Source organism: Nonomuraea thailandensis (assembly GCF_024172165.1).
Taxonomy (GTDB): domain Bacteria; phylum Actinomycetota; class Actinomycetes; order Streptosporangiales; family Streptosporangiaceae; genus Nonomuraea; species Nonomuraea thailandensis.
Genome location: NZ_JAMZEB010000002.1, coordinates 4,826,792 through 4,849,686, shown reverse-complemented (window position 1 = coordinate 4,849,686; position 22,895 = coordinate 4,826,792). Strand labels below are relative to the sequence as shown.

Annotated in this window: 24 protein-coding genes and 1 pseudogene; 15 read left to right on the top strand and 10 right to left on the bottom strand. The window is 69.2% G+C overall.

Annotation, left to right across the window (positions count from 1 at the left end; all coding sequences use genetic code 11):
• Window positions 1-593: 593 nt before the first annotated feature.
• Genes HD597_RS25900 through HD597_RS25890 form a run of 3 tightly spaced genes read left to right on the top strand, consistent with a single transcriptional unit; the run spans window position 594 to window position 4,136 of the window.
• Window positions 594-812 carry a hypothetical protein gene (locus HD597_RS25900; RefSeq protein WP_253745316.1) on the top strand — a complete coding sequence of 73 codons (219 nt, stop codon included), beginning with the start codon at window positions 594-596 and terminating at the stop codon, window positions 810-812.
• A 32-nt stretch (window positions 813-844) separates the two neighbouring features.
• Window positions 845-2,383: a radical SAM/SPASM domain-containing protein gene (locus HD597_RS25895; protein ID WP_253745315.1), complete on the top strand. Its 1,539-nt coding sequence runs from the start codon at window positions 845-847 to the stop codon at window positions 2,381-2,383.
• Between the two features lie 7 nt (window positions 2,384-2,390).
• Window positions 2,391-4,136, top strand: coding sequence for a B12-binding domain-containing radical SAM protein (locus HD597_RS25890; RefSeq protein WP_253745314.1), 1,746 nt, complete (start codon window positions 2,391-2,393; stop codon window positions 4,134-4,136).
• On the opposite strand, the gene HD597_RS25885 is transcribed toward HD597_RS25890, so the two are convergent.
• Window positions 4,114-5,058, bottom strand: coding sequence for an aKG-HExxH-type peptide beta-hydroxylase (locus tag HD597_RS25885; RefSeq protein ID WP_253745313.1), 945 nt, complete (start codon window positions 5,056-5,058; stop codon window positions 4,114-4,116). The two genes, HD597_RS25890 and HD597_RS25885, sit on opposite strands and share 23 nt — an antisense overlap.
• A 329-nt stretch (window positions 5,059-5,387) precedes the next feature.
• Here HD597_RS25885 and HD597_RS25880 point away from each other — a divergent pair, with 329 nt between their 5' ends.
• Window positions 5,388-5,582 (top strand): CsbD family protein, encoded by a 195-nt coding sequence (locus HD597_RS25880; RefSeq protein ID WP_253745312.1) that lies wholly within the window; start codon window positions 5,388-5,390, stop codon window positions 5,580-5,582.
• A 560-nt stretch (window positions 5,583-6,142) separates the two neighbouring features.
• Here HD597_RS25880 and HD597_RS25875 read toward each other — a convergent pair.
• Window positions 6,143-7,567, bottom strand: coding sequence for an MFS transporter (locus HD597_RS25875; protein WP_253745311.1), 1,425 nt, complete (start codon window positions 7,565-7,567; stop codon window positions 6,143-6,145).
• Entirely contained in the window at window positions 7,564-8,214 is a 651-nt protein-coding gene (gene wrbA / locus HD597_RS25870; protein WP_253745310.1) for an NAD(P)H:quinone oxidoreductase, read from the bottom strand. The genes HD597_RS25875 and wrbA overlap by 4 nt, the downstream gene beginning before the upstream one ends.
• A gap of 91 nt (window positions 8,215-8,305) precedes the next feature.
• Between wrbA and HD597_RS65955 the strand changes: the two genes are divergently transcribed.
• The 3 genes from HD597_RS65955 to HD597_RS25850 all read left to right on the top strand — a co-directional run bounded on the left by HD597_RS65955 (window position 8,306) and on the right by HD597_RS25850 (window position 12,287).
• Window positions 8,306-9,244 (top strand): nitroreductase/quinone reductase family protein, encoded by a 939-nt coding sequence (locus HD597_RS65955; protein WP_308210694.1) that lies wholly within the window; start codon window positions 8,306-8,308, stop codon window positions 9,242-9,244.
• Window positions 9,245-9,834: 590 nt separating this feature from the next.
• Window positions 9,835-11,814: an FxSxx-COOH system tetratricopeptide repeat protein gene (gene fxsT / locus HD597_RS25855; protein ID WP_253745309.1), complete on the top strand. Its 1,980-nt coding sequence runs from the start codon at window positions 9,835-9,837 to the stop codon at window positions 11,812-11,814.
• Between the two features lie 203 nt (window positions 11,815-12,017).
• Window positions 12,018-12,287 (top strand): hypothetical protein, encoded by a 270-nt coding sequence (locus HD597_RS25850; RefSeq protein ID WP_253745308.1) that lies wholly within the window; start codon window positions 12,018-12,020, stop codon window positions 12,285-12,287.
• 192 nt (window positions 12,288-12,479) lie between these two features.
• Here the strand turns inward: HD597_RS25850 and HD597_RS25845 are convergent, their stop codons facing one another.
• The 4 genes from HD597_RS25845 to HD597_RS25830 form a co-directional block, all read right to left on the bottom strand.
• Window positions 12,480-12,947, bottom strand: a complete 468-nt coding sequence (locus HD597_RS25845) for an acyl-CoA thioesterase (protein ID WP_253745307.1) — start codon at window positions 12,945-12,947, stop codon at window positions 12,480-12,482.
• Window positions 12,925-13,269, bottom strand: a complete 345-nt coding sequence (locus tag HD597_RS25840) for a hypothetical protein (protein WP_253745306.1) — start codon at window positions 13,267-13,269, stop codon at window positions 12,925-12,927. The genes HD597_RS25845 and HD597_RS25840 overlap by 23 nt, the downstream gene beginning before the upstream one ends.
• 838 nt (window positions 13,270-14,107) lie before the next feature.
• Window positions 14,108-14,710 carry a DJ-1/PfpI family protein gene (locus tag HD597_RS25835; protein WP_253745109.1) on the bottom strand — a complete coding sequence of 201 codons (603 nt, stop codon included), beginning with the start codon at window positions 14,708-14,710 and terminating at the stop codon, window positions 14,108-14,110.
• The gene (locus HD597_RS25830) at window positions 14,707-15,003 is read right to left on the bottom strand and encodes a helix-turn-helix domain-containing protein (RefSeq protein ID WP_253745305.1); all 297 of its coding nucleotides are present in this window, start codon (window positions 15,001-15,003) and stop codon (window positions 14,707-14,709) included. The genes HD597_RS25835 and HD597_RS25830 overlap by 4 nt, the downstream gene beginning before the upstream one ends.
• A gap of 262 nt (window positions 15,004-15,265) precedes the next feature.
• Here HD597_RS25830 and HD597_RS25825 point away from each other — a divergent pair, with 262 nt between their 5' ends.
• From HD597_RS25825 to HD597_RS25805, 5 genes are all read left to right on the top strand, one after another.
• Entirely contained in the window at window positions 15,266-15,514 is a 249-nt protein-coding gene (locus HD597_RS25825; RefSeq protein WP_253745304.1) for a DUF3817 domain-containing protein, read from the top strand.
• Between the two features lie 5 nt (window positions 15,515-15,519).
• A complete protein-coding gene (locus HD597_RS25820) occupies window positions 15,520-15,786 on the top strand; it encodes a hypothetical protein (protein WP_253745303.1) in 267 nt (88 codons plus the stop codon).
• A gap of 74 nt (window positions 15,787-15,860) precedes the next feature.
• Window positions 15,861-17,204 carry a Dyp-type peroxidase gene (locus HD597_RS25815; RefSeq protein ID WP_253745302.1) on the top strand — a complete coding sequence of 448 codons (1,344 nt, stop codon included), beginning with the start codon at window positions 15,861-15,863 and terminating at the stop codon, window positions 17,202-17,204.
• Window positions 17,205-17,222: 18 nt separating this feature from the next.
• Window positions 17,223-17,573, top strand: a complete 351-nt coding sequence (locus tag HD597_RS25810) for a DoxX family protein (protein ID WP_253745301.1) — start codon at window positions 17,223-17,225, stop codon at window positions 17,571-17,573.
• A 34-nt stretch (window positions 17,574-17,607) separates the two neighbouring features.
• Window positions 17,608-18,045 (top strand): carboxymuconolactone decarboxylase family protein, encoded by a 438-nt coding sequence (locus HD597_RS25805; protein ID WP_253745300.1) that lies wholly within the window; start codon window positions 17,608-17,610, stop codon window positions 18,043-18,045.
• 49 nt (window positions 18,046-18,094) lie between these two features.
• Here the strand turns inward: HD597_RS25805 and HD597_RS25800 are convergent, their stop codons facing one another.
• Entirely contained in the window at window positions 18,095-19,087 is a 993-nt protein-coding gene (locus tag HD597_RS25800; protein ID WP_253745299.1) for an NAD(P)/FAD-dependent oxidoreductase, read from the bottom strand.
• A gap of 72 nt (window positions 19,088-19,159) precedes the next feature.
• Window positions 19,160-20,065 carry an RNA polymerase sigma factor SigJ gene (sigJ, locus tag HD597_RS25795; RefSeq protein ID WP_253745298.1) on the bottom strand — a complete coding sequence of 302 codons (906 nt, stop codon included), beginning with the start codon at window positions 20,063-20,065 and terminating at the stop codon, window positions 19,160-19,162.
• 125 nt (window positions 20,066-20,190) lie between these two features.
• Here sigJ and HD597_RS25790 point away from each other — a divergent pair, with 125 nt between their 5' ends.
• Window positions 20,191-21,408, top strand: a complete 1,218-nt coding sequence (locus HD597_RS25790) for an MFS transporter (RefSeq protein WP_253745297.1) — start codon at window positions 20,191-20,193, stop codon at window positions 21,406-21,408.
• Window positions 21,409-21,523: 115 nt separating this feature from the next.
• A pseudogene (locus HD597_RS66895) lies at window positions 21,524-21,733 on the top strand (transposase); the annotation flags it as partial.
• A 265-nt stretch (window positions 21,734-21,998) separates the two neighbouring features.
• Here the strand turns inward: HD597_RS66895 and HD597_RS25785 are convergent.
• A complete protein-coding gene (locus tag HD597_RS25785) occupies window positions 21,999-22,172 on the bottom strand; it encodes a hypothetical protein (RefSeq protein ID WP_253745296.1) in 174 nt (57 codons plus the stop codon).
• A 505-nt stretch (window positions 22,173-22,677) separates the two neighbouring features.
• Here HD597_RS25785 and HD597_RS25780 point away from each other — a divergent pair.
• Complete coding sequence (locus HD597_RS25780) at window positions 22,678-22,857, top strand: hypothetical protein (RefSeq protein WP_253745295.1); 180 nt, start codon at window positions 22,678-22,680, stop codon at window positions 22,855-22,857.
• Window positions 22,858-22,895: the final 38 nt, after the last annotated feature.

The window sequence follows — 22,895 nt, the reverse complement described above, 5'->3', positions numbered from 1 at the left end:
CGGCCAGTGGTGAGGTCGACGGCTGTGGTGGCGGGATGGTGGGTTCTGAAGTGTGCCTTCGCTCGGTTGTCGTCTGTTGCGGCATGCCGATCTCGACCATGCTGACGGGCCGACCGAGCCGTCCGGACAAGGCACCCCTCAAGATCGGATGGGTGGACTGCGTCACCGGAACGCCTCACCCGGATGCGCTGCATCTTCGAACGTCACATGATCGAGAAGAGACAAGCCTCATCGGCCCTGATGAGGACCGCTGTGGCATAGAACCGTCTCCACGCCTCAGGGATCGACATCGTGTCGCTTCCCCCTCGTCAAGGAACCGTCTGCTGCCCCAGCAGACCGATGTCAGCGCCGCCGCGCGCCGGAGCCCCATTCGGCTCGATCGCCACCGACAGCGCTGCTCAAGGAGGGCTGTCTCAAACCGCACCACGGATGAATTCAGTGTCCAGACGGTCCCTGCCCCTGCATGCACAAACGGCTCGAGTCTCAACTGATGATGAATGATCAACCAAGATGACGTGTTCGCCGCCCATTTCGCCGCCGAGCTGACCTAGGCTAATTTCGCCCAAGAACCAGGCAAGCTGTAGGGAGGGGCCATGCCTTCCAGAAGAGACCCGAAGCGCTCAGGTGGCGAGGGAGAAGAGAAATCGGCGCGTGATCTGCAGAGAGAGCGAGAAGCGGAGCCGCTGTCCCTCGTAAAATTCGATCTGACCGACCTCAAGGCTTACACGGACCGGTTGAATGGTTTCCTGAACGAGCCAGGAGCCATAGCACTGCGTATCTGTGAGTGCTGCATCAACGTCGACATCACCTGACCATTCCATCGGGGCGGACGATGACTCATCACGTGCAGAGCGAATACAACGTTCTCGTGCCTCTCAAAGGCCGGGGCCAGGGTTATTTCGCACTCTTCAACACTCTCGCTGGCAGCATCGATGTCATCGACGGTGAGCTGGCAGCGGATCTTCCAGGAGCCGATCGTGGGACGAGGTCGACCACAGACGGAGGCGAAGCCCGTGGGACCTTCGTCGGTCTGCCTCGTCGAAGGCCGTTGAGTTCGGCTGCCGAGCCGGTCATCTCATATCTGGACCGGCGTGGATACCTCTTCTCCAGCCGTGCCGACGAGCAGCGGGTTTCGAGGGTGCTGTACAACACCATGGTCGACTTCCACCGGAAGGCAGTCGCTCAGCCGTTGGTGGTCATCCCCAGCTACAACTGCGATCTGAAGTGCCCCTACTGCTGGCAGCGGCTCTACCACATGGACTCGCCGATCATGACGGCCGAGACCGCGGAGCGGCTGGTCGCGGTGTTGCCGCAGTTCGTGGACGCGAGATCGCCCGGCACCGTCGACTTCACGGTCTTCGGTGGCGAGCCTCTCCAGGACGTGCCCGCGCTCCGGGAACGGGTGCTTCAGCTCTTGGACCTGGCAGCTGGGCTCGGCTACGCCACGAAGGTCATCTCGAATGGTGTCGGGCTCAAGCCGGCCGTGCCGTTCCTGGCAGGGAAAGTCGACCTCATTCAGATCACCATCGACGGCCCCGCAGACGTACACAAACGCCGCAGGCCACTGCCGCTGAAACTCGGGGGCGACTCCTTCCAGCCGATGGTCGAGGGCATCGACCTCGCGCTGAAGAACGGCATTCGCATCAACGTGCGGGTGAACGTCGACGAGTCCAACCTGCCTCGCCTGCCCGAACTCACAGATTTCGCCGCAGCCCGTGGCTGGCTGGACACCGAGCTGCTCAAGATGCACCTCGCACCGGTCAAGAACCACAATCCAAAACGCGAGTCCAACTCGGAGTCCGGCCTCCTGCTCCAGGTTTTGGAACTCGTCGAGTCCGATGAGAGGATGGCAGTCTACGACCTTACCGGCTTTCCGGGCATTAAATACTTCCAGGGATTCCGAGAGACCGGCCTTTTCTCGCTGCATCGATTCTTCAATTGCGAGGCTCAGATCAACTTCTGGGCGTTCGACCTCCATGGAGACGTTTACGCGTGCTGGGACGCCGCCGGTCAGGATCACCTCGCCGTCGGCCGGTTCCTACCGGAAGTAGTCGTGCACGAGGAGAAACTCAGCCAATGGCGGGATCGGACCTCGCTGGACATCGATGGGTGCCAGGGGTGTTCCTCGTCGGCGCACTGCGGCGGGGGATGCCAGTTCCTCGCGCTGGAGCACAATAATTCCTTCGAAGCATCGAGTTGCGACTCCATGATGACGGGCTACGTCGACAGCATCGAACGGAACTCCGACTGGCTGATGGAACGTGCCATCAGTGGCGACCACGCCGTCGGGATGGCCACCTTGCGTGAGGTGGTGACGGCGGTCAACCGCCCGTTCGGATTGCTGGACGAACGGCCTGTGTCGCTGCCCATCAGTTGCGGTTGACGGCCAGATGCTCGAACCGCAGCCGCTGGGAAAGTTTGTCTTCTTCCTCGACTACGACGCGGAAGGCGATCGTCGATACACCAACTCACCCGGTCTGCTGCCGATGCTCGGTCACCTGAGGAGCACCGGTGTCGATGTCCGGTTCGTCAGCTCGGAGCAGGCCCTCTTCGGGGAGCTCGAGGAGGGATGCGACTGGGTCGGCATCTCCTCCATGGAGCGGATGCTGCCGCGCTCCGTTCCGGCCGCCCGGCGGGTGCGTACGGCCTATCCGAAAACCGTGCTCCTGCTCGGTGGCGGCTCGCTGGAATCGGTCGCCTGTTCGCTGGCCGCCGACCTGTTCGACATCGTCATGCCGGGCGAATGCGAGCTGACCCTGCCCGCCGTCATCTCCGCGCTCGCGGGGGACCCGTCCGGCGAGCATCGTGCGGCAGGCATACCGGCAGAGGCCGTGAAAGTGGGAGACGCCTTTCCCGGGGGCGCTCTCGACCAGGACGCCATCGCGCGCGTCCTGAACGCCGGCTTTCCCCGTTCCATCGCCGGGGACGTCGTGCGGATCCCCGCTAGCGGCCTTTACCTGCGCGACAGCGAACGAGGCGCGGTCTGGCATCGTCCAGCACCGACCGCATCCGCACCATGGTCGCCTGCGCCGCTGAGCGATGAACTCGACGCGCTGTGCGTGGTGCCCTGGGACATCGTCGAGGCGGAACAGTGGAGCGTATTCGAGTTCTACACGCAGCGCGGCTGCAGCTGGGGGCGGTGCCGGTTCTGTTCGGTGGCCGACAGGAACATCCGCGCGCTGTCACCGCGCAAGGTGAACGAGGTGGTGCGGGCCGCGGCGGCTCGCGGGCTACGGACGGTTTCGTTCGCCGACGATCTTTTCATCCAGCGCACCGCGTGGAACACGGAGCTGCTGGCCCTGCTCGAGGATCCGGTGATTCCCGGCCTGGAGTTCCGCGCCCAGACGATCGCGAACCGGAGCGTGTGGCCGCATCTGGAGCAGATGGCCCGGGTCGGATTCCGCGAGCTGGCCTTCGGCATCGAGACGTTCAGCCCGCGCCGCACCGAGCTGTGGCTGAAATCCTTCCGCGGCGAGACGTACATCGCGCAGGCGAAGGAGACCGTCGTACGCACCGCGCAGGCTGGCATCCTGCCGGAGATCTATCTCATACTGGCCGATCCCACCTCCACCCTCGCCGAGATCGCCTGGGAACTGGCAGAGTGCGTCGAACTCCTGGGGAAGGTCTTCGCCGAGACCGGTGTCCTCCCACGCGCCTCGTTCACGCTGGCGCTGCTCCCGGTGGCGGGCGTGCCCGTGACAGATCGCTATCCGTATCGGATTCGCACCATCCCGCTTGCCCACAGCAAGATTGATCTGCCGGACGAATTCCGCATGCCCGCGCCGGTCGGTTCCTTTCTCGCCGAAGCCGACCTGGTTACCGGCGACCTGCCGTATCGGCGGGAGAACCTCGAAGCGTTCTTCGGCTACTTCGACTGTCTGGAGAAGGCCGCGAGCGACCACGAGAGTGATGCCCCAGCCGTGGAACACGAGCTCCGTCGTGCTCGGACCACGCTCACCACGCTCTGCGCCGAACTGGATCTGCTGGCCGGGTCGCTGGCCGAGCGGATGCTGTCCGGCGAGGCGAAGGCCGGAGCTGACATCTGGAGCGACTACCGGCGGTTCGGCGGCTACATCAAGGGCGTTCAGACGCTGGCCCGGTCACTGACGGAGCTCAGCGCGTCCTCTCGTGAATAGCTTGCATGTCGTCGCAGAGCGCACGTCCCTCCGACGTGAAACGTGCGCGCGCCTCCAGGGTCGCCAGCGCCTCACCGAGCTTCTGGACAAGATCAGGCAGAGGCTCGGTGAGCGGGCCGTCGTCACCGATCCGCTGAATCAACGCGTCAGCGGTCAGGGCGAGCCGGGCCAGCACGAACGCGGCATGAAACACTCCGCGCAAGAGCCGCTCATCCTGGCGAAGAGGTGAGTTCGCCTTGTCATCGGGGTTCAGGAGGAAAGGCCGCAGGTTCTCCTTGAGCCACAGGACGTGGTGAGCGGACTCATGGACGAGGATCTGCATGACGTCCTGCGGAGTCCGGAGGGATCGCGGGTTGGCGTAGATCGCACCGAAGGTCGTCGCGGCAGATCCGGAACTGAAGTGAGGTCCATCCAACAGGACACCGACCGTCAAAACAGTAGTCATCTCCTGCCACCCCTCAGGCCACACCCGACGAAGGAGCTCATGTCCGGCGGTCCAGGATCGCGCGAGTGCGGTCGTCGGCGAGCCGAGGGCGACCCGTGGGCTCAGCCCGGCCTCCGCGAGCTCGCCCAGGACGGCCGGCAGCACATCGGCCAGCCACTCAGGCGAGTCGGAGCACAGCGGTGGCACGCTCCCGCCGTCGGCAGAGCCGTTGCGGGCATGCTCACGCAAGCAGTCGGCGGCACGGGCGGCCATGTCCTGCTGGTCGGTCGCGGCGGGAACGCTCAGGCGCCGCAACAACCAGAGGGTACGCGGGTCCCCTGTCTCCGGAACCGGAAGCCGCACATCGAGCACATCGCCCACACGGGCCGCGAGCCGTTCGTTCACGCTGGACCAAAGGGCCCGGCAGGCCATGGAGACGAAGGCAGGAGCGGCCTCGACGCGGGTCACCGACTCCCACAACGGGTCTTCGCGATCCATGGTCCGCACACGCGTGGACTCGCCCTCAGCGATCACTTTTCCCCCACTTCGCCGAACCAGCCGCCTACTCGGCGCCGAAAGACATCAGACTGGGACAGCGCCCCGAGTCGCAGGCTCGTCCGAGTCCCCCTGCGAGATCCTGCGTGCCGCGATACATCCCCTGTCCGGCCGCATCCGACACCTCGTCGCGACGAAGGAGCCGAACGCCCGATCCCGCAGGACACGTGCCTCCTGGACGGGTTCGAGGGGCGATGGCGATGCCCGAGGTTTCCGTTCCTGCAGGTCGGAAAGTAGACGTGCTTACGGTAAACGACCAGGAAGGCAGCGATATGGGTACCGACGACAAGATCCGCAACAAGGCCCAGGAACTCAAGGGCAGGGCCAAGGAGAACCTGGGCGACGCCACAGACGATGACGAGCTCCGGGTCGAAGGGCGGGCCGATCAGGCCCAGGGCGGCCTGAGGCAGGCCGGGGAGAAGGTCAAGGACGCCGGCAAGAAGGTCAAGGACGCCTTCAAGAAGTGACGGCCCGCCTCCGTCGTGAACCGGCCCGCCTGCCGGCGTGGCACAGCGGAGCTACCGGCTGAAGCAGGACCAGCTTGCGCTACTGTCGCCCGCGGGGCCGCCAGAACGATCCCGTCGGCCTGGCGGCCCGAACCCCTTCCCGCGGCACAGTGGCCATGCGCGGCACGGCCGCCGGCCGACCACGCGCCTGGCCAACGGCGGCCTGAACGTCAGCCCACCCCCGCTCCATGACCGCGAACTACCTGGCCCAGCATGGGAATGCCCGGCGCGTGGGGCGGCCTACAAGGACGTCGCAGCGTGACGGAGAGCCAGGAGCGGAGCCGGCCATGGGGTGGCCGGGCCGGTCCACATGACAGGCCGGCGGCCACGCCGTCCAGGATGATGCAAGCACTCCCCAGGCGCCTGGACGATGTTCGACGGCGGCTCGGACGGCAGGCGAGTAGAGCTCGAGCACGGCTGCATCTCCGCCGAAGGACGGTCAGGATCGCCGGGGTCGCGTAGAGGCCACGGGTGCTCGCGTGCCACCGCTGCCGAGCATGAGAGACGGCTACGCGAGACCCTCAGTCGCGCTGGTGCCGCGGCAGCAGGAAGCTGACCAGCGCGAGGGCCAGGCCGAGCCCGGCCGCCATGAGGAAGACCAGGCCGTAGCCGGCGGTGAGGGCGGACGGGGAACTCCCGTCGGCCTCCGTCGCGGCTCTGGCGCCGGCGGCCGTCGCGAGCACTCCCAGGCCCACCGACTGGCCCACCTGGGCGGCGGTCTGAGCCAGGCCGCCGATGACCCCCGCGTCGCCCGCGGGCACGTCGGCGGTAGTGGCGGCCATGAGGGTGGGGAAGGTCAACCCGATGCCCACCGCGATGAGCAGCGTGGGCCCGAGCATGCTGGTGAGGTAGCCGCTGTCGGCGTGGGCTTGGGTGAGCCAGCCGAAACCGGCCAGGAAGGTGCCGCTGCCGGCCAGCACCATGGAGCGCACACCGATTCGCGGCAGCAGGGCTGCGGCCCCTCGCGCGACCACCAGGAACGTCACCGCCGCGGGTGTCTGCCCGAGCCCGGCTTGAAGCGCGCTGTAGCCGAGGACGTTCTGCATGAACAGTGAGGTGAAGTACCACATCGCGATGCCGATTCCGCCGAACAGCAGCAGCATGCCGCTGCCGACGGCTACCCCGCGGATCCTGAACAGCCGCAGGGGCATGATCGGCTGGATGGCGAACCGTGCCTCCACCACGGTGAAGACGGCGAGCAGGAGCAGGCCCGCCACGATCGGCCCGAGGACCGGAACGGACGACCAGCCGTGATCGGCGCTCTGCATGATTCCGTAGATCAGCGCTGCCAGCCCCGCCGTCCCGGTGAGGGCGCCGGTGAGGTCGAGCGCCGCCCGCCGACCGGTTCGCACGCCGGCCAGCGACGCCATGGCCGCGACGATCAGCACCGCGCCGACGGGCACATTGACGAGGAAGACCCACCGCCACGACAGGCCGGTGGTGAGGGCGCCGCCCGCGAGCGCGCCGGCCATCCCGCCCACACCGCCCGCGGCGGACCATGCACCGAACGCCTTCGCACGCGCGCTCGGCTCGGTGAAGCGGGTGTTGATCACGACCAGCGTCGCCGGGGCCATCATGGCGGCTCCGCCGCCCTGCACGAGGCGGGCCGCCACCAGGACCTCCGGAGCGGTTGCCAGGCCACCGGCCAGACTCGAGGCGGAGAACACCAACAGCCCGGCGGCCAGCAACCGGCGCGGGCCGTACAGGTCGGCGGCGCGGCCACCCAGCAGCATCAGGCCGGCGAAGGTGAGCAAGTAGCCGTTCACCACCCAGGCCAGGCCGGTGGGCGTGAACCCGAGGTCCCCGTGGATCGAGGGCAGGGCGACGTTCACGATGGACGCGTCCAGGATCACCATGAACTGGGAGGCGCACACCAGAGCCAGGACCATCCAGGCGGGGGCGGCGTGCCGCCTGGCTCGCCCGGTCGTGGTGCTCGGGATCGTCATGACCTCTCCCGGGAGGTCGTTCCGGCCAGGGCTCCGCGGGCGTCCGCGCCATCCAGGAGCCGGATCGTGATCTGGGCCAACCGCCGCCCCTGGTACCTGGCCGCTTCCAGCGTCGCGGCACCCTCCCCGGCCGACGGGTCTGTCACCAGCGACGTGCCGTAGGGGTTTCCGCCGGCGGCGGCCACGGCCGGATCGGTGAATCCGGTCGGGACGATCAGCGCCCCCCAGTGGTAGAAGACGTTGCCCAGCGACAAGATCGTGGCCTCGTTCCCGCCGTGCCGGTTGAACGCCGAGGTGAAGGCCGTCACCGGCTTGTCGGCCAGCCTGCCCTGCCGCCACAGCCCGCCGGCCTGGTCGATGAACTGCTTGAGCTGCGCGGCCGGCCCGCCGAACCGGGTCGGTGTTCCGAACGCGAAGGCGTCGGCCCAAGCCAGGTCCTCAACCGACGCCTCGGCGATCGACGCGGCAGCGTCGGCATGCCGCCGCCACTGCGGGTTCTGGTCGATCGCGCTGTCGGGTGCCAGCTCGGCGACCCGCCGCAGCCGGACCTCGGCTCCGGTGGAGGCGGCGCCCTCGGCGATGGCTTCGGCGAGCGCGTGCACGCTGCCTGTGGCGCTGTAGTAGATGATTGCGACCTTCGCGGCCATTTTTGCCCCTCGGTGTTGCTCGCAAGTAGTTATGCACATAATGTTATGGGCATAATAGTTATGCGCCTAACGAACCTGTCAAGGAGAGGTCATGGACTTCGAGCAAGCCGACTCCCTCAACCAGGCCATCCGCCTGCTGAGCCTGCGCCACCGGGCCCGGGCCGCGGCGCTGCTGACCCCGCTCGGCCTGCACCCCGGGCAGGAGGCGTTGCTGCTCGAGCTGACCCGGTCCGGCCCGATGATCGGGGCCCAGCTCAGCGAGGCGCTCGGCATCGAACCGCCCAGCGTCACGCTCATGACCCGCAAGCTCGAAGCCGCCGGCCACATTCGCCGCAAACCCTCCCCGTCCGATCAGCGCGCCAGCATCGTCGAGCTCACCGACAGCGGCAAAGCCCTGGCCGGCCGGGTCAAGCAGCTGTGGCTCGCTCTGGCGGAGGAGACCGTCACCGGCCTGCCCGCCGAAACGGTGGCCCAACTACCCGGCATCCTCAACACCTTGACCGGCAATGTGGACGCCAGGCGCACGCGCAACCCACAAGACCGCCGACACGATCCCGTCGAGTCGCGACGGGCCGCGCAGGCTGATCAGGGCAGGGCGCTGACCGGTGATTACGAACCGAGCGCGTCGGGGTGGGTCCGCGAGCACGTCGAGCAGATCATGCGGACCGGCACGACCGACGGCGTCACGATCAAGGGTCTGCCCACCGTGCTGATGACCTACCGGGGCGCCAAGACCGGCAAGGTCCGCAAGACGCCGCTGATGCGTGTCGAGCACGAGGGGCGCTACGCGGCTGTCGCGTCCAAGGGTGGCGAGCCGACCAACCCCCAGTGGTACGCCAGCCTGGTCGCCGAGCCGGTCATCGAGCTTCAGGACGGCGCGGTGACCCGGGAGTACCGGGCGCGCGAGGTGTCCGGGGACGAGAAGGTCCTCTGGTGGCGCCGGGCGGTGGAGGCATACCCGGACTATGCCGACTACCAGCGCAAGACCGACCGCCAGATCCCGGTCTTCGTGCTCGAACCGGTTCGTTGAGGTCGTGGCGCGGACGTCGATGCCGGCCTGACGGACGGAGGGCGCACGCCGACAGCCCCACGCTCGTGCATGGCGACATCCGCCCCGGCGACCGCAGCGGAGATGACCTGGGTCTGCTCCTCACCGCTGGCTCCATCCGTCCGGGCGCGCAGCCTGCTCGCCGGCCCGGTCCGGCAGTACGTGCCGGCAAAGCACGTCCCGCTGAAGGACCTCCGGCGGCTCCGTCGTGATCCTGGCGCGGGAAGACGGCGCCGCGGAGCCCGCAGCGCCGTCGCCACGCGCCGAGCCAGGCCTGCTCGGTGTCGCCGGGCCCGGCCCCAACATGAGGGTCGATGTGGCTTTCCTGCGTCTCACCCTCCAGGTGAGATACAGCAGTCCGCACGAGTGAGTTGGCGCCGAACCGAAGACCGCTTCACAGTGGCGGTATGACACATCCGTCCGACCCGGCTCACCCTGGTCACCGTCAGGGCGCTGACCGTGCCGAGGCGAGCGGGCTGCGGGCGGTCGCGGTTGGCGGGGAGCTCTCCGGTGCGGTTTTCACCGGGGACATACAGTTGCCGGCGCGGCGATCGTTACCCGAAGCAGCCCGAGTGGAAGAGCCCGAGGCACTGATCGGGCTTCCACGTCTACCGGTAGCCTCCTTCGTCGGCCGGGAACAAGCCTTGTCCGCGCTGCGGGACGCCCTGGCGACGGGACCGGGCGTCATCTCCCAGGCCATCGTTGGACTCGGTGGCGTGGGGAAGAGCGAGCTGGCCTTGCAGTACGCACATCGGCATCGGGCCCGATTCCGGCTGGTGTGGTGGATGGAGGCCGAGAGCCCTGCCCATATCCAGACGGGCCTGGCCGGGCTGACCAGGGCACTGGTCGCGGGGGTCGATTCAGTGGCCGCCGAGCAGGCCACCACGGAGGAAGCCGCCGCCTGGGCGCTGGCCTGGCTGAGCACCCGGGCTGGCTGGCTGGTGGTCTTCGACAACGTCGAAGAGGCCGCCGACGTCGAACCACACCTCGCACGGCTCGCCCGCGGGCATGTGCTGATCACCACCCGGCGCGATATCAGCTGGCCGCAACGCGGCATCACGCCCCTACGGCTGGAGGTGCTGGACCGCCCCGCTTCCATCGCCCTGCTGGCCGGCCTCATAGGCCCCCTGGCTACGGACCAGCGCCCGCTGCTGAACGAACTGGCCAACCAGCTCGGCGACCTGCCATTGGCTCTGGCCCAGGCCGGCGCCTACATCGCCCGCACTCCCGGCATCACACCGGTCCGCTACCTGTGCTTGCTGTCCGAGACACCCGCCCGCATGCACGCCGCCGCCCCGGCCGGCGGGGACGCCGCCCGGGCGGTGGCCAAGGTCTGGACGCTCAGCCACGCCCGCCTCCAAACCCTCAACCCTCTGAGTGTCCGCGTGCTGAACGTGCTGTCCTGCTACGCTCCCGACGATCTACCGGTCACCGTCTTGAACGGCTTCGACGACGCCGACGACGTGGCCGTGAGCGAGGCGCTGGCGCTGCTGGCCTCCTACAGTTTGATCACAGTGACCACGAGTCCGGCTCCCGGCCTCAGCCGGGCCCCAGAGGCACTGGTAAGTGTGCACCGCCTCGTCCAGGCCGTCACGCTCGATCAGCTCGCGCCGGACCAGCGCGAGCGCTGGCGGGTCGTGGCAGCCGACCTGCTGCAGAACGCCGTACCCGCCGACCCTCGGTCACGCACCGACTGGCCGTTGTTCGCCCGGTTGCTGCCGCATGCGCGCGCCGCCTTGCCGGCATCATCACCAGCGCTGCAGCGCATGCTGGCCTATCTGGGCAGCCGTGCCGACTACCACACCGCCCTGGCGCTCAGCCGATACATCCACGACGCTCTCGCCGCCAGTGTGGGCACCGAACATCCCAGCACCCTGGCCGCCCGCCACGAACTCGCCGGCTGGACCGGGTTGACCTGGGACACCGCCACAGCGCGGGAGCAATTCGCCGCCCTGCTGCCCATCCGGGAGCGTGTCCTGGGTGTAGAGCATCCCGACACTCTGATCACCCGTAGCTACCTGGCCAACCACACCGGCCTGGCCGGAGACGCCGCCGCCGCCCGTGAGCAGTGCGCCGCCCTCCTGGCGATCTACACACGCCTGCACGGCGTGGATCATCCCCTCACCTTGGATGCCCGACATGACATGGCCCACTGGACCGGCCACGTAGGCGACCCGGTCACCGCCCGCGACCAACTCGCCGCCCTCCTGCCCGTCCGCGAACGACTGCACGGCGCCGAACACCCGCGGTCTTTGCTGGTCCGGCATGTACTGGCCAACTGGACGGGAACCGCGGGCGACCCGGCCGCGGCCCGCGACCAACTGGCCGCCCTTTTGCCCATCCGCGAACGCGTGCTCGGCGTCGACAACATCAATACCCTCATCACCCGGCACGACTTGGCCGTCTGGACTGGAGAAGCGGGAAATCCGGCCGCGGCCCGCGACCAGCTCGCCGCCCTCCTGCCCATCCGCGAACGCGTGCTCGGCACCGAGGACCCGTACACGTTGGCCACCCGGCATGAGCTGGCCCGATGGACGGACCTGGCTCGCTGAGGAAGGCGATGCAGCACTCATCGCCTCTCCTCAGCGAATACGTCACAGTTACATGCGACACTGCGCCAGTCGCGGACAAAGATGCCTAGGTGTGAAGGCGGGCGAAGGACCGGTCACACCTCGCGCGCCCGGCGGCCCGAGTCCTTGCCGAGCCGGCTCGGCGTCGGGCGTACGTCTCGTCCGGCCGCTCGCACAGCTTGAAGGTGGAGTTCAGTGTCGAGGAGCGCCAGGAGCAGCGGGGGAGGGAGATCGACCGGATCGCGGAACTCCTAGAAACCGGCAGGCTGATGGAGGCACGCGAGGCCGTCGCCGCGTTCAACAGGCAGACCGGACACACCTACGAGCCGTCGGATCTCGCCGCGTCCTGGGAGTCGCAGGATCCGGAGGAACTCGCCCGGGATGCCGCCGGCCCGGAGCGGCTCAAGGCATCGGACCTGACAGTGCAGGGCCAGTCGGACGGAGTGCAGGGATGACGTCCGGGCCTGCCTTGCGACTCGCAGGTCAGAGCGATGGCGCGTCACAAGGTGCACGTGGACGGGACAGGCGCACCTCTACAGCGGGCCCCGCCGTGCTCACGATGGAGCGCGCTGAGCCTGTTCGACGCCCGGCAACGCCTGGCCGGCTTGAACGCGGAGCTGATCAACGGTGTGGCCGATCGGCGAGCGCTACGAGAGTGCGTCCCGTGGATGACCAGGCTTGAGACCGAGAAGTTCGGGCCTGTCCGCTCGGATTCGCCATTCGTGGTCGGGGGCGGCGATCAGACGGCGGTTCTTGAGATCGAGCAGTCCGCTCACGTGGCTGACTTCGGCGGCCACGGTGCCGCTCAGATGCAGCAGCTGATGGTGCACACGGTAGGTTCTGCCGCCGCCCCATTCCCAAGCGCAGGAGACGTCGACCTGGTCACCGCCACGCAGCTCGCGGTGATACCTGATGACGGTCTCCAGGTTGACAGGGCCGATGCCGCTGCTGAGAAGGTCCTCAACCGAGACCCCCGCGGCTTGGACACAGGCGAAACGGGCGTGGTCGGCGTACTGAACATAGAAGCCTCCGTTGAGATGGAGCTGCGGATCGATCTCGTAGCTGCGCACCTCCAGGCGGACGCGGAACGGCTCAGTCATGCGATCGCGGGTCACCGGAGTCTCCTTGTTCTGCCAGCCAGTGCAGTGAACGATCAGTCAGGTAGCGGCGGCCGTCGTCGCGGATCTCCAGCCAGTCGCCACGGACCCAACCACCCGCCGCTTGAGGGGAAAAGCCGTGCTCGCGGAACAAGGCACTCGCCTCGGCTCTTGTCAGGCCCCGCTGGCCCCACGCGGAGAGGAGCGCACGATGACGGGTCTCTGCTGGGGGTTCGGCTTCATCGGCAGAGATCGCGTCAGCCAAGGCCGCGAATCCGGCACTGATCTGGCGTAGCGCCGCGGCTACCTGATGCATCTGCGGCGACGTTGGCGGTTCCATGGTCATAGCTTAGCAATCGATACCAATTGCTAAGCTATGACATGCTCCCGCCAACTTGCCCGGATGAGGCAGGATGGCCGGCCCGAGCCCTGATCGCGGCATCGAACGCCGTCAGAAGAACAGGTCGCGGAGCCAAATCCTGATCAAGGCAGCATCGACGGCGCCTCGACAGACCCGCTCGCCTTCAACCACGTGCTCGGCTGCCTGCACCACTTTTCTCGCACCGGCCAGCCAGCAAAGCCACCGCGTTCTCTCCAGCATCCTCATCGCAGAGAAAGCCGGCCGGCGGCAAGCCGGCCGGAACCGCCGTGATGGGTGATGAGGCGACTGGCCGTGTCCGAGACGACGAAGCTGCCAGGCTTCCCGCCCCCGGCCACGCAGGCCAGGACGTCGACACCGAGATCCGGCTCCCGCCCGCCTGGGCGCACCTCGCCCTCATCAGCTCCATCAGGTCAGCCGGCAGACCGGGATCGGCAGCGGGCAGACTACCGCTCAGCCCCCGTCAACCTACGCTCGATCAACGCCCTGCTGCGAGCCGAACCGTATGAGCTCGCCCGAAACGCCGTGGCGGCGATCGTGGGGGAGCGGTCAAACCGTGCGCACGACCCCGGCCCGTGACAGCCGCCTCCTACCCAAGCGACTCGCGCCGCCCTCGCGGGGCAGGCAGAGGCACGATGCGCACCCGTCGCGATTGTCATGCGGCGGTCAACGGCGCACGGGCATGCCTGCTCACACCGCCGTCCGACGTGCTGTCCCGCTACGGTCTCGATGACCTCGGCTCATCACCGGTCCTGCCACCGCCTCTCCGGTCAGACGTTCCAGGCTTGCCGCGTTCCGTTCAGAGGGGCTCGTCGGCGAGGTAGGGCGGGGCCGGCTCGTACTGGATCTCCCGGCGTACGGCCCGCGCGTGGTCGCGTCCGTGCAGGTGGCCGATCAGCCACAGTGCGCCGTCGATGCCGGCCGAGACGCCCTGGGTGGTGATCAGGTCGCCGTCGACGACGTAGCGGGCGTCGCGGACGACGGTGACGTCCCCGCGCGCCTGCAGGGCGTCCTCGTAGTTGCGGTGCGTGGCCACGCGGCGCCCGCGGGCGGGGCCGGCGGCGTGCAGGAGGAAGGCGCCGGTGCACACGCTCATGACCCAGGAGGCGTTCGCCGCGGTCCTGGCGATCCAGCCGGTGACGGCGGGGTTGTGCGGCTCGATCTCGCGGGCGCCGCGGCCGCCCGGCACCAGCAGGACGTCCAGCGGGGGGTGGTCGCCCAGGGTGCGGTCGGGTACCACGTGCATGCCCTTGCTGCTGCGGACGGGGTCGGGGTGCTCGGCGATGAGCAGCGTGGTGTCGGCGTCGCGGCGCAGGATGGAGGAGGTGGTGAAGACCTCCCAGGGGCCGGCGAAGTCGAGCTCCTCGGCGATGTCGAAGAGCAGCAGTCCGTATGTGGTCACAGGTGTTCTCCCGTAGTCGATCGGAAACGGTCGCGGTAGTCGGAGGGGGCGACGCCCAGGCAGCGGTGGAAGCTGCGGCGCAGGGTCTCGGCGGTGCCGAAGCCGTAGCGGCGGGCGATGGCCTCGAGAGGGTCGCCGCCGTCCTCCAGGGCCCGCTGCGCCGCCTCCACCCGGACCCGCTCGACGTAGGCGGCGGGCGGGATGCCGAGCTCGGTGGTGAAGCGCCGTGCGGGCCGACGAGGTCGAGCGACTGGAAGCCATCGAAGATCACGAAGGATGCGGTGGGAGTGCACGTCCTCAGGTTGGAGCCCGCGCTCTGATGGCGTCAACGACACGCTTCCCACAGATCGCGCCATGCGCCTGCCCGTCCGGCGCTCCTCGGGGTCGAATGGACAACGCCTGACCTCGCGAAACCCGGACGGCCCTCCTTCCCGGACTTCCACCCCCAACTTTCAGGGCGCCTGAAGCCCTGCTTAAGCTTCAGTCTGCCTGAAGGATGAAGGAGGAAATCCATGAACCCTGTCCGATCAACCGTGCGGCCGGGAGCGTGACGGCATGCGCCTCCTGCGCATGGCGGCCACCGCCGAGGCCGTCTCGCTCACGATCCTGCTCACCAACCTGTTCACGCTCCACCTCGAAACGATCACGAGCGTGGCGGGGCCCGTGCACGGCATCGCCTACGTGACCGTCATCGCCGCCGCATCACTGGCGCGGACCGCGACCGGCGTGCGCCTGCGCGCCCTCATCCCGGGAGTGGGTGGCCTGCTCGCCCTCCGGCACCTCCGCACCACGCAGAACGGATGATCCCCGTGGACGATGACTACCGGCCGTTTGCCCGTACCGATCTCGCCGTAGCCGCACTGAGCCACGCCCGCGACCTCGAGCATCCGGCCGCCTTCAACCACGGCATGCGCAGCCATCTGTACGGCCGCTTCATCGGTGAGGAGCAGGGCCAGCGTCCCGGCGTCGACGGCCAGGCCCTGGCCGAGCCCCACAAGGCTCCGCCGTTCACCCTGCCCGGCGAGCTCCTGCGCCGGCACCCGGCCAGGACCGGCCCACCTGGCAGCAGCCGATGACCCAGCCCCCGAGCTGGGACGACCACGACGGTTACCAGCCGAGCACCTGACCCTCCACCGGAAGGACACCTCACATGCCCGACCCATCGACGCAGGGCCGCCTCTCCCGACGCACCCTGATCGCCTCGCTCGCGGTGACCGCGGGCGCGGGCGCGGGTTCAGCGCTCGCCATCGGCAGGGATGACGCGCCGGCACCCGCCTCAGCGACCGGCAGCACGCCCGTGGAGCCGTTCCACGGAACGCACCAGGCCGGCATCGCCACCCCTCAGCAGCGCTACGCCTACTTCGCGGCCTTCGACCTGGAGGCCGGCGATGCCAAGGGCGAACTCCTGCCCATCGGGCAGGTGGCCGCCAACTTCCAAAAGCTCATGGAGCACTGGAGCAGCGCGGCCGAGCGCCTCATGGCCGGCCGCTCCGCGGGCCCGTTGCCCGTCAACCGCCCCGGCGCGCCGGCCGACAGCGGCATCGCCGACGGCCTGCCACCCTCCCGGCTCACCGTGACGTTCGGCCTGGGCCCCGAGCTGTTCGACCGGATCGGCAGGAAGGACCTGCGGCCCAAGCACCTGCACGAGCTGCCGGCCTTCTCCACCGACCGGCTCCAGCCCGCCTGGAGCGGCGGCCAGCTCTTCGTGCAGATCTGCGGCGACGACCCGCAGAGCATCAGCCATGCCTTCCGCACCCTGCGCGGCCGTGCCCCCGGCCTGGCCCGGCTGCGCTGGAGCCAGCAGGGATTCCTCGGCCGGTTCGGCGACGCCACCCCCCGCAACCTGTTCGGCCACAAGGACGGCACCGCCAACCCGCGACCGGGAGCGGCCCTCGACGACGCCGTCTGGGCCGGCGGACCCGACGAGCCGGCCTGGTTCACCGCAGGCACCTACCTCGTCTTCCGCAAGATCCGCATGGACCTGCCGAAGTGGGACACCTCCACCGCGCAACAGCAGGACCAGTCCATCGGCCGCCGCCGCGACACCGGAGCCCCGCTCAGCGGCGGCCACGAATTCACCCCCCTGGACTTCGCCAGGACCGGACCGGACGGCGAACCCCTCATCCCGGCCGACTCCCACCTGGCCCTGGTCCGCGACATCCCCATGCTGCGCCGCTCCTACAACTACGACTACGCCTTCCAGACCGCGGCGGAGCCGGCCGCCGACCACGACCACGACCACGACCAGCCCGGCCACAGCCATGACGACCCGTTGCACGACCACGCGGGGGCCGGGCACGACACCTACGACACCGGCATGCTGTTCTGCGCCTACCTCCGCGACCCCACCGGCTTCATCGGCGTCCAGCGGAAGATGGCCGCCGCCGACCGGCTCAACGCCTTCATCCAGCACACCGGCAGCGCCATCTTCGCCATCCCTCCGGGCGCCGAGCCCGGACGGCACCTCGCAGCCGCCCTGTTCCCGGCGCCTTGACCCGGAGGGCAGCTCGACATGTTCACCGCCTACCTCGTCGTCACCGTCATCACGATCGCGGTCAACGCCGTGATCGCCGTCCTCGACCTCGCACGGAACCCCATGGTCCTGGCCAACTCCGCCGCCGTGAACGTCGACCCGGCCTGGGTCCCGCTGCTGGGCGTGCTGAAGGCCGCGGGAGCCGTTGGGCTGCTCCTCGGGATCATCGGTATTCCGTACGTCGGTCTCGCGTCCGCCGCCGGGCTCGTCCTGTTCTTCCTCGGCGCGCTCGTCGCCCACGTCCGCGCCAGGGTGTTCCACAACATCGCCATCCCGGCCGCCTACTTCGCCCTCGCCGTCGCCTCCGCCGCACTCACCGCCGCCCAGTGACAGCGCTGCCGCTACTACTGACAGGAGAAACCCCATGCGTATGAGCATCCGAAAGCCCGCGGCCACCGGCCTGAAGGCGCTGTACGACCTGGAGGCCTACCTCAACGACAGCCCCGTCCCCCGCACCACGCTCGACCTGCTGCGGCTGCGCGTCAGCCAGATCAACGGCTGCAGCTTCTGCGTGGACATGCACGCCCGCGAAGCCCGGCAGACCGGTGTGTCCGATCAGCGCCTGCACGCGCTCGCGGCCTGGCGGGACACCCCCTTCTTCTCCGACGATGAACGTGCCGCCCTCGCGCTCGCCGAGGCGGCCACACGTATCTCCGACGGCTCGGGCGGCGTCCCCGACGAGGTGTGGGACGCGGCGGCGGACCACTACGACGAAGGGCAGCTGGCGGCGCTGGTCATGACGATCGCCGCGATCAACGCCTGGAACCGCATCAACATCACCCTGCGCAACACCCCCGCCTAGTCACGGACCGTCCGCCCCCAAGCCACAGACGGGGGCGGACGGAGATCCATCACACCCCCGGGCGGTGAGGCCCGGGGTGGCACATCCTCCAGACGGTGCCGCGAATGACGAGCTCCTTGTAGCGCGCGGCGACCCCGCCGGTCAGGACGGGCCCGAGCGGACTGTCATCGGCACGGGAGAACTGGGTGACACCGTCGCGGCGCCCCAGACTGATGTGCTGCCACACGGAGCGGATCCGCACAGGACGCGGGTCCTGCCCGGCCACCAGCCGAGCTACCGCATCACCCGCGTGCAGGCCCATCGGCAGGCCGGTCTGGCAGGACATCCGCGAGATCCCGCCCGCGGTCCGCGCCGCCGCGGCGTCCCCGATCCCGAACACCTCAGGGTGCGAGAGCGAGCGGAGGCTCGGATCCACCAGCATGCGGCCCTGCTCGTCCGTGGCCAGTCCCGAATCTGCGGCCAGGCCGGAGACGCGATGCAGATGGCCTCGGGCCCTGGCGACGAGCCCGTCTCCGACAGGACCGGCGGAGATCAGCTGAACCTCCAGCCGCGGATGCGCCTCCTTGAACTCGGCCGCGGCCTCGATCCCGGTCAGCCCTCCGCCCACCACGGCGACCGAACGAGCCTCGGCCAGACGGGACCGCAACACGACCGCCTCCTCCTCGCCCGCGAGAGTGAACGCGTGCTCGGCCGCTCCCGGCACCGCGTGCACGTCGGCGCCGCTGCCGAGCGCGTAGACCAGCACGTCGTAGCCCACCTCGTACGGCGCCGCGGCCAGCCGCACGATTCGCGCCCCGAGGTCGATCCCCGTCACCCCGGCCACCATCAGCTGCACACCGGTGCCGTCGAGCAGGCCGCGCAAAGGCAGGTCAGCAAGCTCCTGCCCGGCCGCGAGCTGGTGGAGCCGCACTCGTTCCACGAACCGGTCGCTCACGTTCACCAGCGTCACCCGGACATCAGTGCCGCGCAGCCGCCGGGCGGCCCGCTTGGCGGCGCCCAGCCCGGCGTAACCGGCGCCCAGCACCACGATGCGCTTCGTCATGGTTCCTCCGATCGAGTCCCCACTTGAACCGGCCAACCGCCCGATTCGTGACAGCCACCGGTGTGAGCGTCGTCACACAAGCTGAGCGGCCGCGAACGCGAGCTTGGCCGGGTTCATCAGCGTCCGCACGGCGCTGATCCGCCCGTCGCCGATCTCCACGGCCATGACAGCACGCAGCACACCCTCGTGCCACAAGAGCACCGCGAATTCCCCGTTGACCTCCGCGACCGCAGCCGTCACCGCGGCCGCCTCCGGCCGGATGCCGAGGCCGCCCAGATAACGCAGGACCCGCTCACGTCCGGACAAGGGCCGCCGTGCCGCGGTCGACCCGCCACCGTCCGCCCAGGCGACCACGTCGGCGGCGAGCAAGCGTTCCAGCCCTGCCACGTCACCGCGCACGGTCGCGGCCATGAAAGTCTCGACGATGCGGCGGTGCTGCTCACGGCCGGCGTCGAAACGCTTGCGGGCCTCGCCGAGATGTCCCCTCGCCCGGCGGTGGAGCTGCCGGGAGCGCGCCTCGTCAAAGCCGAGAATGTCACCGACCTCGGCGTGGCTGTACCCGAACGCCTCACGCAGCACGAACACGGCCCGCTCGGCCGGGCTCAGGCGCTCCAGCAGGACCAGCAGGCCCAGCGACACCGACTCGCGCTGCTCCACGGTCTCCAGAGGCCCGAGCGCGCCGGCGCCGGTGAGCACCGGCTCGGGCAGCCACGGCCCCGCATAGCTCTCGCGCTGCCGCCGCGCGGAAGCGAGCTGGTTCAGGCACAGATTGGTGATCACCGTGGTCAGCCAGGCGGCCGGCACCTCGACCCGGTCGGCTCGGCTCCAGCGCAGGAACGTCTCCTGCACCAGGTCCTCGGCCTCGGCAGCCGAGCCGAGCAGCCGATAGGCCAGAGCGAACAACCGGGGCCGCTGCTCCTCGAACACACCCACCGGCGTCCGCGGCCGCTCCTCCGCACCCGCTCCCAGCAGATCCACGTGCCGATGCTAACCGGCGGGGCCGCTCACCCCAGGGACCGGGCTTGAGACCTAGGACCAGGGACGGCCTGCCCTCAGACCTTCGGCCGATGCCATCCGAACAGCCACCCGACAACACTGATCACATGGCCTCCCCCTCTCTCACGAGCACCGTCGGCGTGCGTCCCTTCCTGGTGGGAATGTTCGTCGACGCGCTCGGCAACGGGCTGTACGTGCCGCTGACCCTGTTGTTCATCCACAAGGTGACCGCACTGCCCATGACGACCGTCGGACTCGGAGTCACCGTGGCGGCCATCGTGGGGCTGGCGGCCAACCCGGTGGCCGGCATCCTCATCGACAGGTTCGACGCACGCCGCGTGCTGATGGCCACGTACGTGCTGCGGGCGGCGGCCTTCGCCGCCTATCCCCTCGTGGACGGGTTCGTGGCCCTGATCATCGTCGCCGCCCTGATCGCGGTCGGCGACCGCGCCTACTACCCCGCCTCCGGCAGCTACGTCTCCGCACTGGCCGAGGGCGCGCTCAGGGACCGGCTGTACACGCTCCTCGCCACCGCCAGGAACGTCGCCTTCGGCCTGGGCGGCCTGCTGTCGGCGGGAGTGGTCTCCCTCGCCGGCACCACCGGGTTCGAGGTCGTCGCACTGATGAACGCGGCCAGCTTCGCCCTGGCGACCGCATGCCTGGTGCTGTCAGGACGGGCCACGTCCGCCCCGCGGTCACGTGATTCGGGTGGCTACCGGCACGTGTTCGCCGACCGGCCCTTCGTCATCCTGGTGGCGGCAGAACAGGCCTACACCCTCATACACCTCATCCTTCCGGTCGCGCTGCCGGTGTACGCCGTCACGGTGCTCGACGTCCCGCCCGCCCTGCTGGGCATCCTCTACGCGATCAACACAGTCCTCGTCGCGGCAGGCCAGCTCCCGGTACGGCGATGGCAGCGGCACTCCCGCCGCACGCACGCCATGGCGCTGAGCGGCCTGATCATGATGCTGGCGTGCACCGCCTACGCCGCTACGGCGCTGCTCCCCGCCGGAACCGCCCGCATCGGCGGGCTCGTCGTGGCCACGCTCGTCCTCACCCTGGGCGAACTCATGCACACCGTACCCAGCTGGGCACTGGCGGCCGGCACCGCACCGCCCGCCCTGCGGGGCCGCTACCTGGCCATCTACCAGCAGACCTGGGCCGTGGCCGCGGTCCTCGCACCCGCCGGCTTCTCTGCGCTGCTCGGTACGGCGCCGGCGCTGTTGTGGCTGGCGCTGGCGGCTCTGGTGGGGTCGGCCGGGCTCGCACTGCTCCGCTTGGCTCGCCGACTGCCACCTGACGCCGTGACCCCACCTCAAGCGTGAGACCGCCCATCCGCCGTCCACGACCAGCCGATCCGTTCCCGCAACGCAGCTACCTGGATGAGACAGTGCCTCATTCGCGAGGGCTTGATCGTCAGTTCGTTCGTGGACGCATTCCTTGCGGTTGGCGCCTGATGAGTGGTGGAAGCTGTTCCAGCGGGCGATCCCACCGGGGCCGGCGCGCCCGCAAGGTGGTGCCCGGCGGCAGGTAGACGATCGGGTGATCCCGGCGGCGATCGTGTACGCGGCCATCACCAGGTGCACGTGGAGGCAGGCGCCGCCGGTGTTCGGCGCCTCCCGGCAGAGGGTGCACCGCCGCCTCACCGGGTGGAAGCACCGCCAGGGCGTGCGCCCGGCTGTACCGGATCCTGCTGGACGAGCTCGACGATCGCGGCAAGAAAGAGTCGAAGATCCACCGAACGGACCTGTCTGGCCATCGCTGTCACGCTCAGCGCGGCCAACCCCCACGACAGTGTCGCGCTGCAAACCGCTGGTGCGCAGCATCCCGCCCTTCACTCCCGCCGCGCGCCACGACGTCGCCGACCGGGCAAGCTCCACGGAGACAGGGCTACGCCCCCAACCTACGGACCCTCCTACGCGGCCCGGGCATCATCGCGCGCATCGCCCAGCCGACCCATCCGCACGCCCCGGCCGCTCATCGACGAGGAAGTCGAGCTGCCCGATGAACGCGTGGGCGACTCCAGCATCCCCGACGCGATCGGCGAGATCGCCATCGCCTGCTCAGCGGGCAAGGACAGCATGGCCATGCTTGCCCGCCTGGCCGAGCTCGTCACCCGCCAGGGCCACCGCGGCCGCGTCGTCGTCCTCTACAACGATCTCGGCGTCACCGACTCAGGCTTGAGCAGGTCCCAGCGGTTCCGGGGCCGCCCAGCGCGGTGTGCCGGTCCAGCAGGGCGCGGGCTTGGCCGCAGGACAGGCGGCCAGGCCGGTGTCGGGGCAGGGGCCTCGCTCGCGGCACCAGGCCGGCCAGGACAGCACGGCGGGCGTTCCAGGTGTTCACGGCCGCGCCTCCCCACAAGACTCTCCAGAGCCTCGCCGATCTCAGCGGCAGGTGCCGCGGCGTCCTCCCTGGCGCAGGCAACAGGGCCGCTTCGCGTACGTCCGGTGGCGGGTCGCCGCAGGCCGCCGACCCTGCCGGCGCGCTGGAATGCCAGGCCGGCAGGGCACTCCGCTCCCGAAGACGTCCCTGAGCCGCGGCTGGAGGAACATTTGTCCAATCCGCCGGCGCGCGCCGGCGGCGACAGTGGGCCCATGACCATTCCTGACGGCACGATCCTGGCCCTGGACGACGCGGACGTCTACGTGTGCCAGGGTGGCACCCACGTGCCCCCGCACTCGTCCTCCCGATCGATCTCTTCGAGTCCTCCATCCACCATCGGCTCGGCCACGGGCCGGGTCGTGACGAGATCGACGAAGACCGGAGAACGATGACCACCACCGACCTCGCTCAGACGATCGAGCAACCGGAT

Excerpts from the sequence above, each read along its gene's own strand:
- HD597_RS25815 (WP_253745302.1), top strand. The coding sequence starts at position 15,861 with ATGCCCGACCCATCGACGCAGGGCCGCCTCTCCCGACGCACCCTGATC.
- HD597_RS65955 (WP_308210694.1), top strand. The coding sequence starts at position 8,306 with ATGGACTTCGAGCAAGCCGACTCCCTCAACCAGGCCATCCGCCTGCTG.
- HD597_RS25900 (WP_253745316.1), top strand. The coding sequence starts at position 594 with ATGCCTTCCAGAAGAGACCCGAAGCGCTCAGGTGGCGAGGGAGAAGAG.
- HD597_RS25790 (WP_253745297.1), top strand. The coding sequence starts at position 20,191 with ATGGCCTCCCCCTCTCTCACGAGCACCGTCGGCGTGCGTCCCTTCCTG.
- HD597_RS25840 (WP_253745306.1), bottom strand. The coding sequence starts at position 13,269 with ATGGAACCGCCAACGTCGCCGCAGATGCATCAGGTAGCCGCGGCGCTA.
- HD597_RS25800 (WP_253745299.1), bottom strand. The coding sequence starts at position 19,087 with ATGACGAAGCGCATCGTGGTGCTGGGCGCCGGTTACGCCGGGCTGGGC.
- HD597_RS25880 (WP_253745312.1), top strand. The coding sequence starts at position 5,388 with ATGGGTACCGACGACAAGATCCGCAACAAGGCCCAGGAACTCAAGGGC.
- wrbA (WP_253745310.1), bottom strand. The coding sequence starts at position 8,214 with ATGGCCGCGAAGGTCGCAATCATCTACTACAGCGCCACAGGCAGCGTG.
- HD597_RS25805 (WP_253745300.1), top strand. The coding sequence starts at position 17,608 with ATGCGTATGAGCATCCGAAAGCCCGCGGCCACCGGCCTGAAGGCGCTG.
- HD597_RS25890 (WP_253745314.1), top strand. The coding sequence starts at position 2,391 with ATGCTCGAACCGCAGCCGCTGGGAAAGTTTGTCTTCTTCCTCGACTAC.
- HD597_RS25875 (WP_253745311.1), bottom strand. The coding sequence starts at position 7,567 with ATGACGATCCCGAGCACCACGACCGGGCGAGCCAGGCGGCACGCCGCC.
- HD597_RS25825 (WP_253745304.1), top strand. The coding sequence starts at position 15,266 with ATGCGCCTCCTGCGCATGGCGGCCACCGCCGAGGCCGTCTCGCTCACG.
- HD597_RS25810 (WP_253745301.1), top strand. The coding sequence starts at position 17,223 with ATGTTCACCGCCTACCTCGTCGTCACCGTCATCACGATCGCGGTCAAC.
- HD597_RS25785 (WP_253745296.1), bottom strand. The coding sequence starts at position 22,172 with ATGGCCATGCTGTCCTTGCCCGCTGAGCAGGCGATGGCGATCTCGCCG.
- HD597_RS25885 (WP_253745313.1), bottom strand. The coding sequence starts at position 5,058 with ATGGATCGCGAAGACCCGTTGTGGGAGTCGGTGACCCGCGTCGAGGCC.
- HD597_RS25780 (WP_253745295.1), top strand. The coding sequence starts at position 22,678 with ATGACCATTCCTGACGGCACGATCCTGGCCCTGGACGACGCGGACGTC.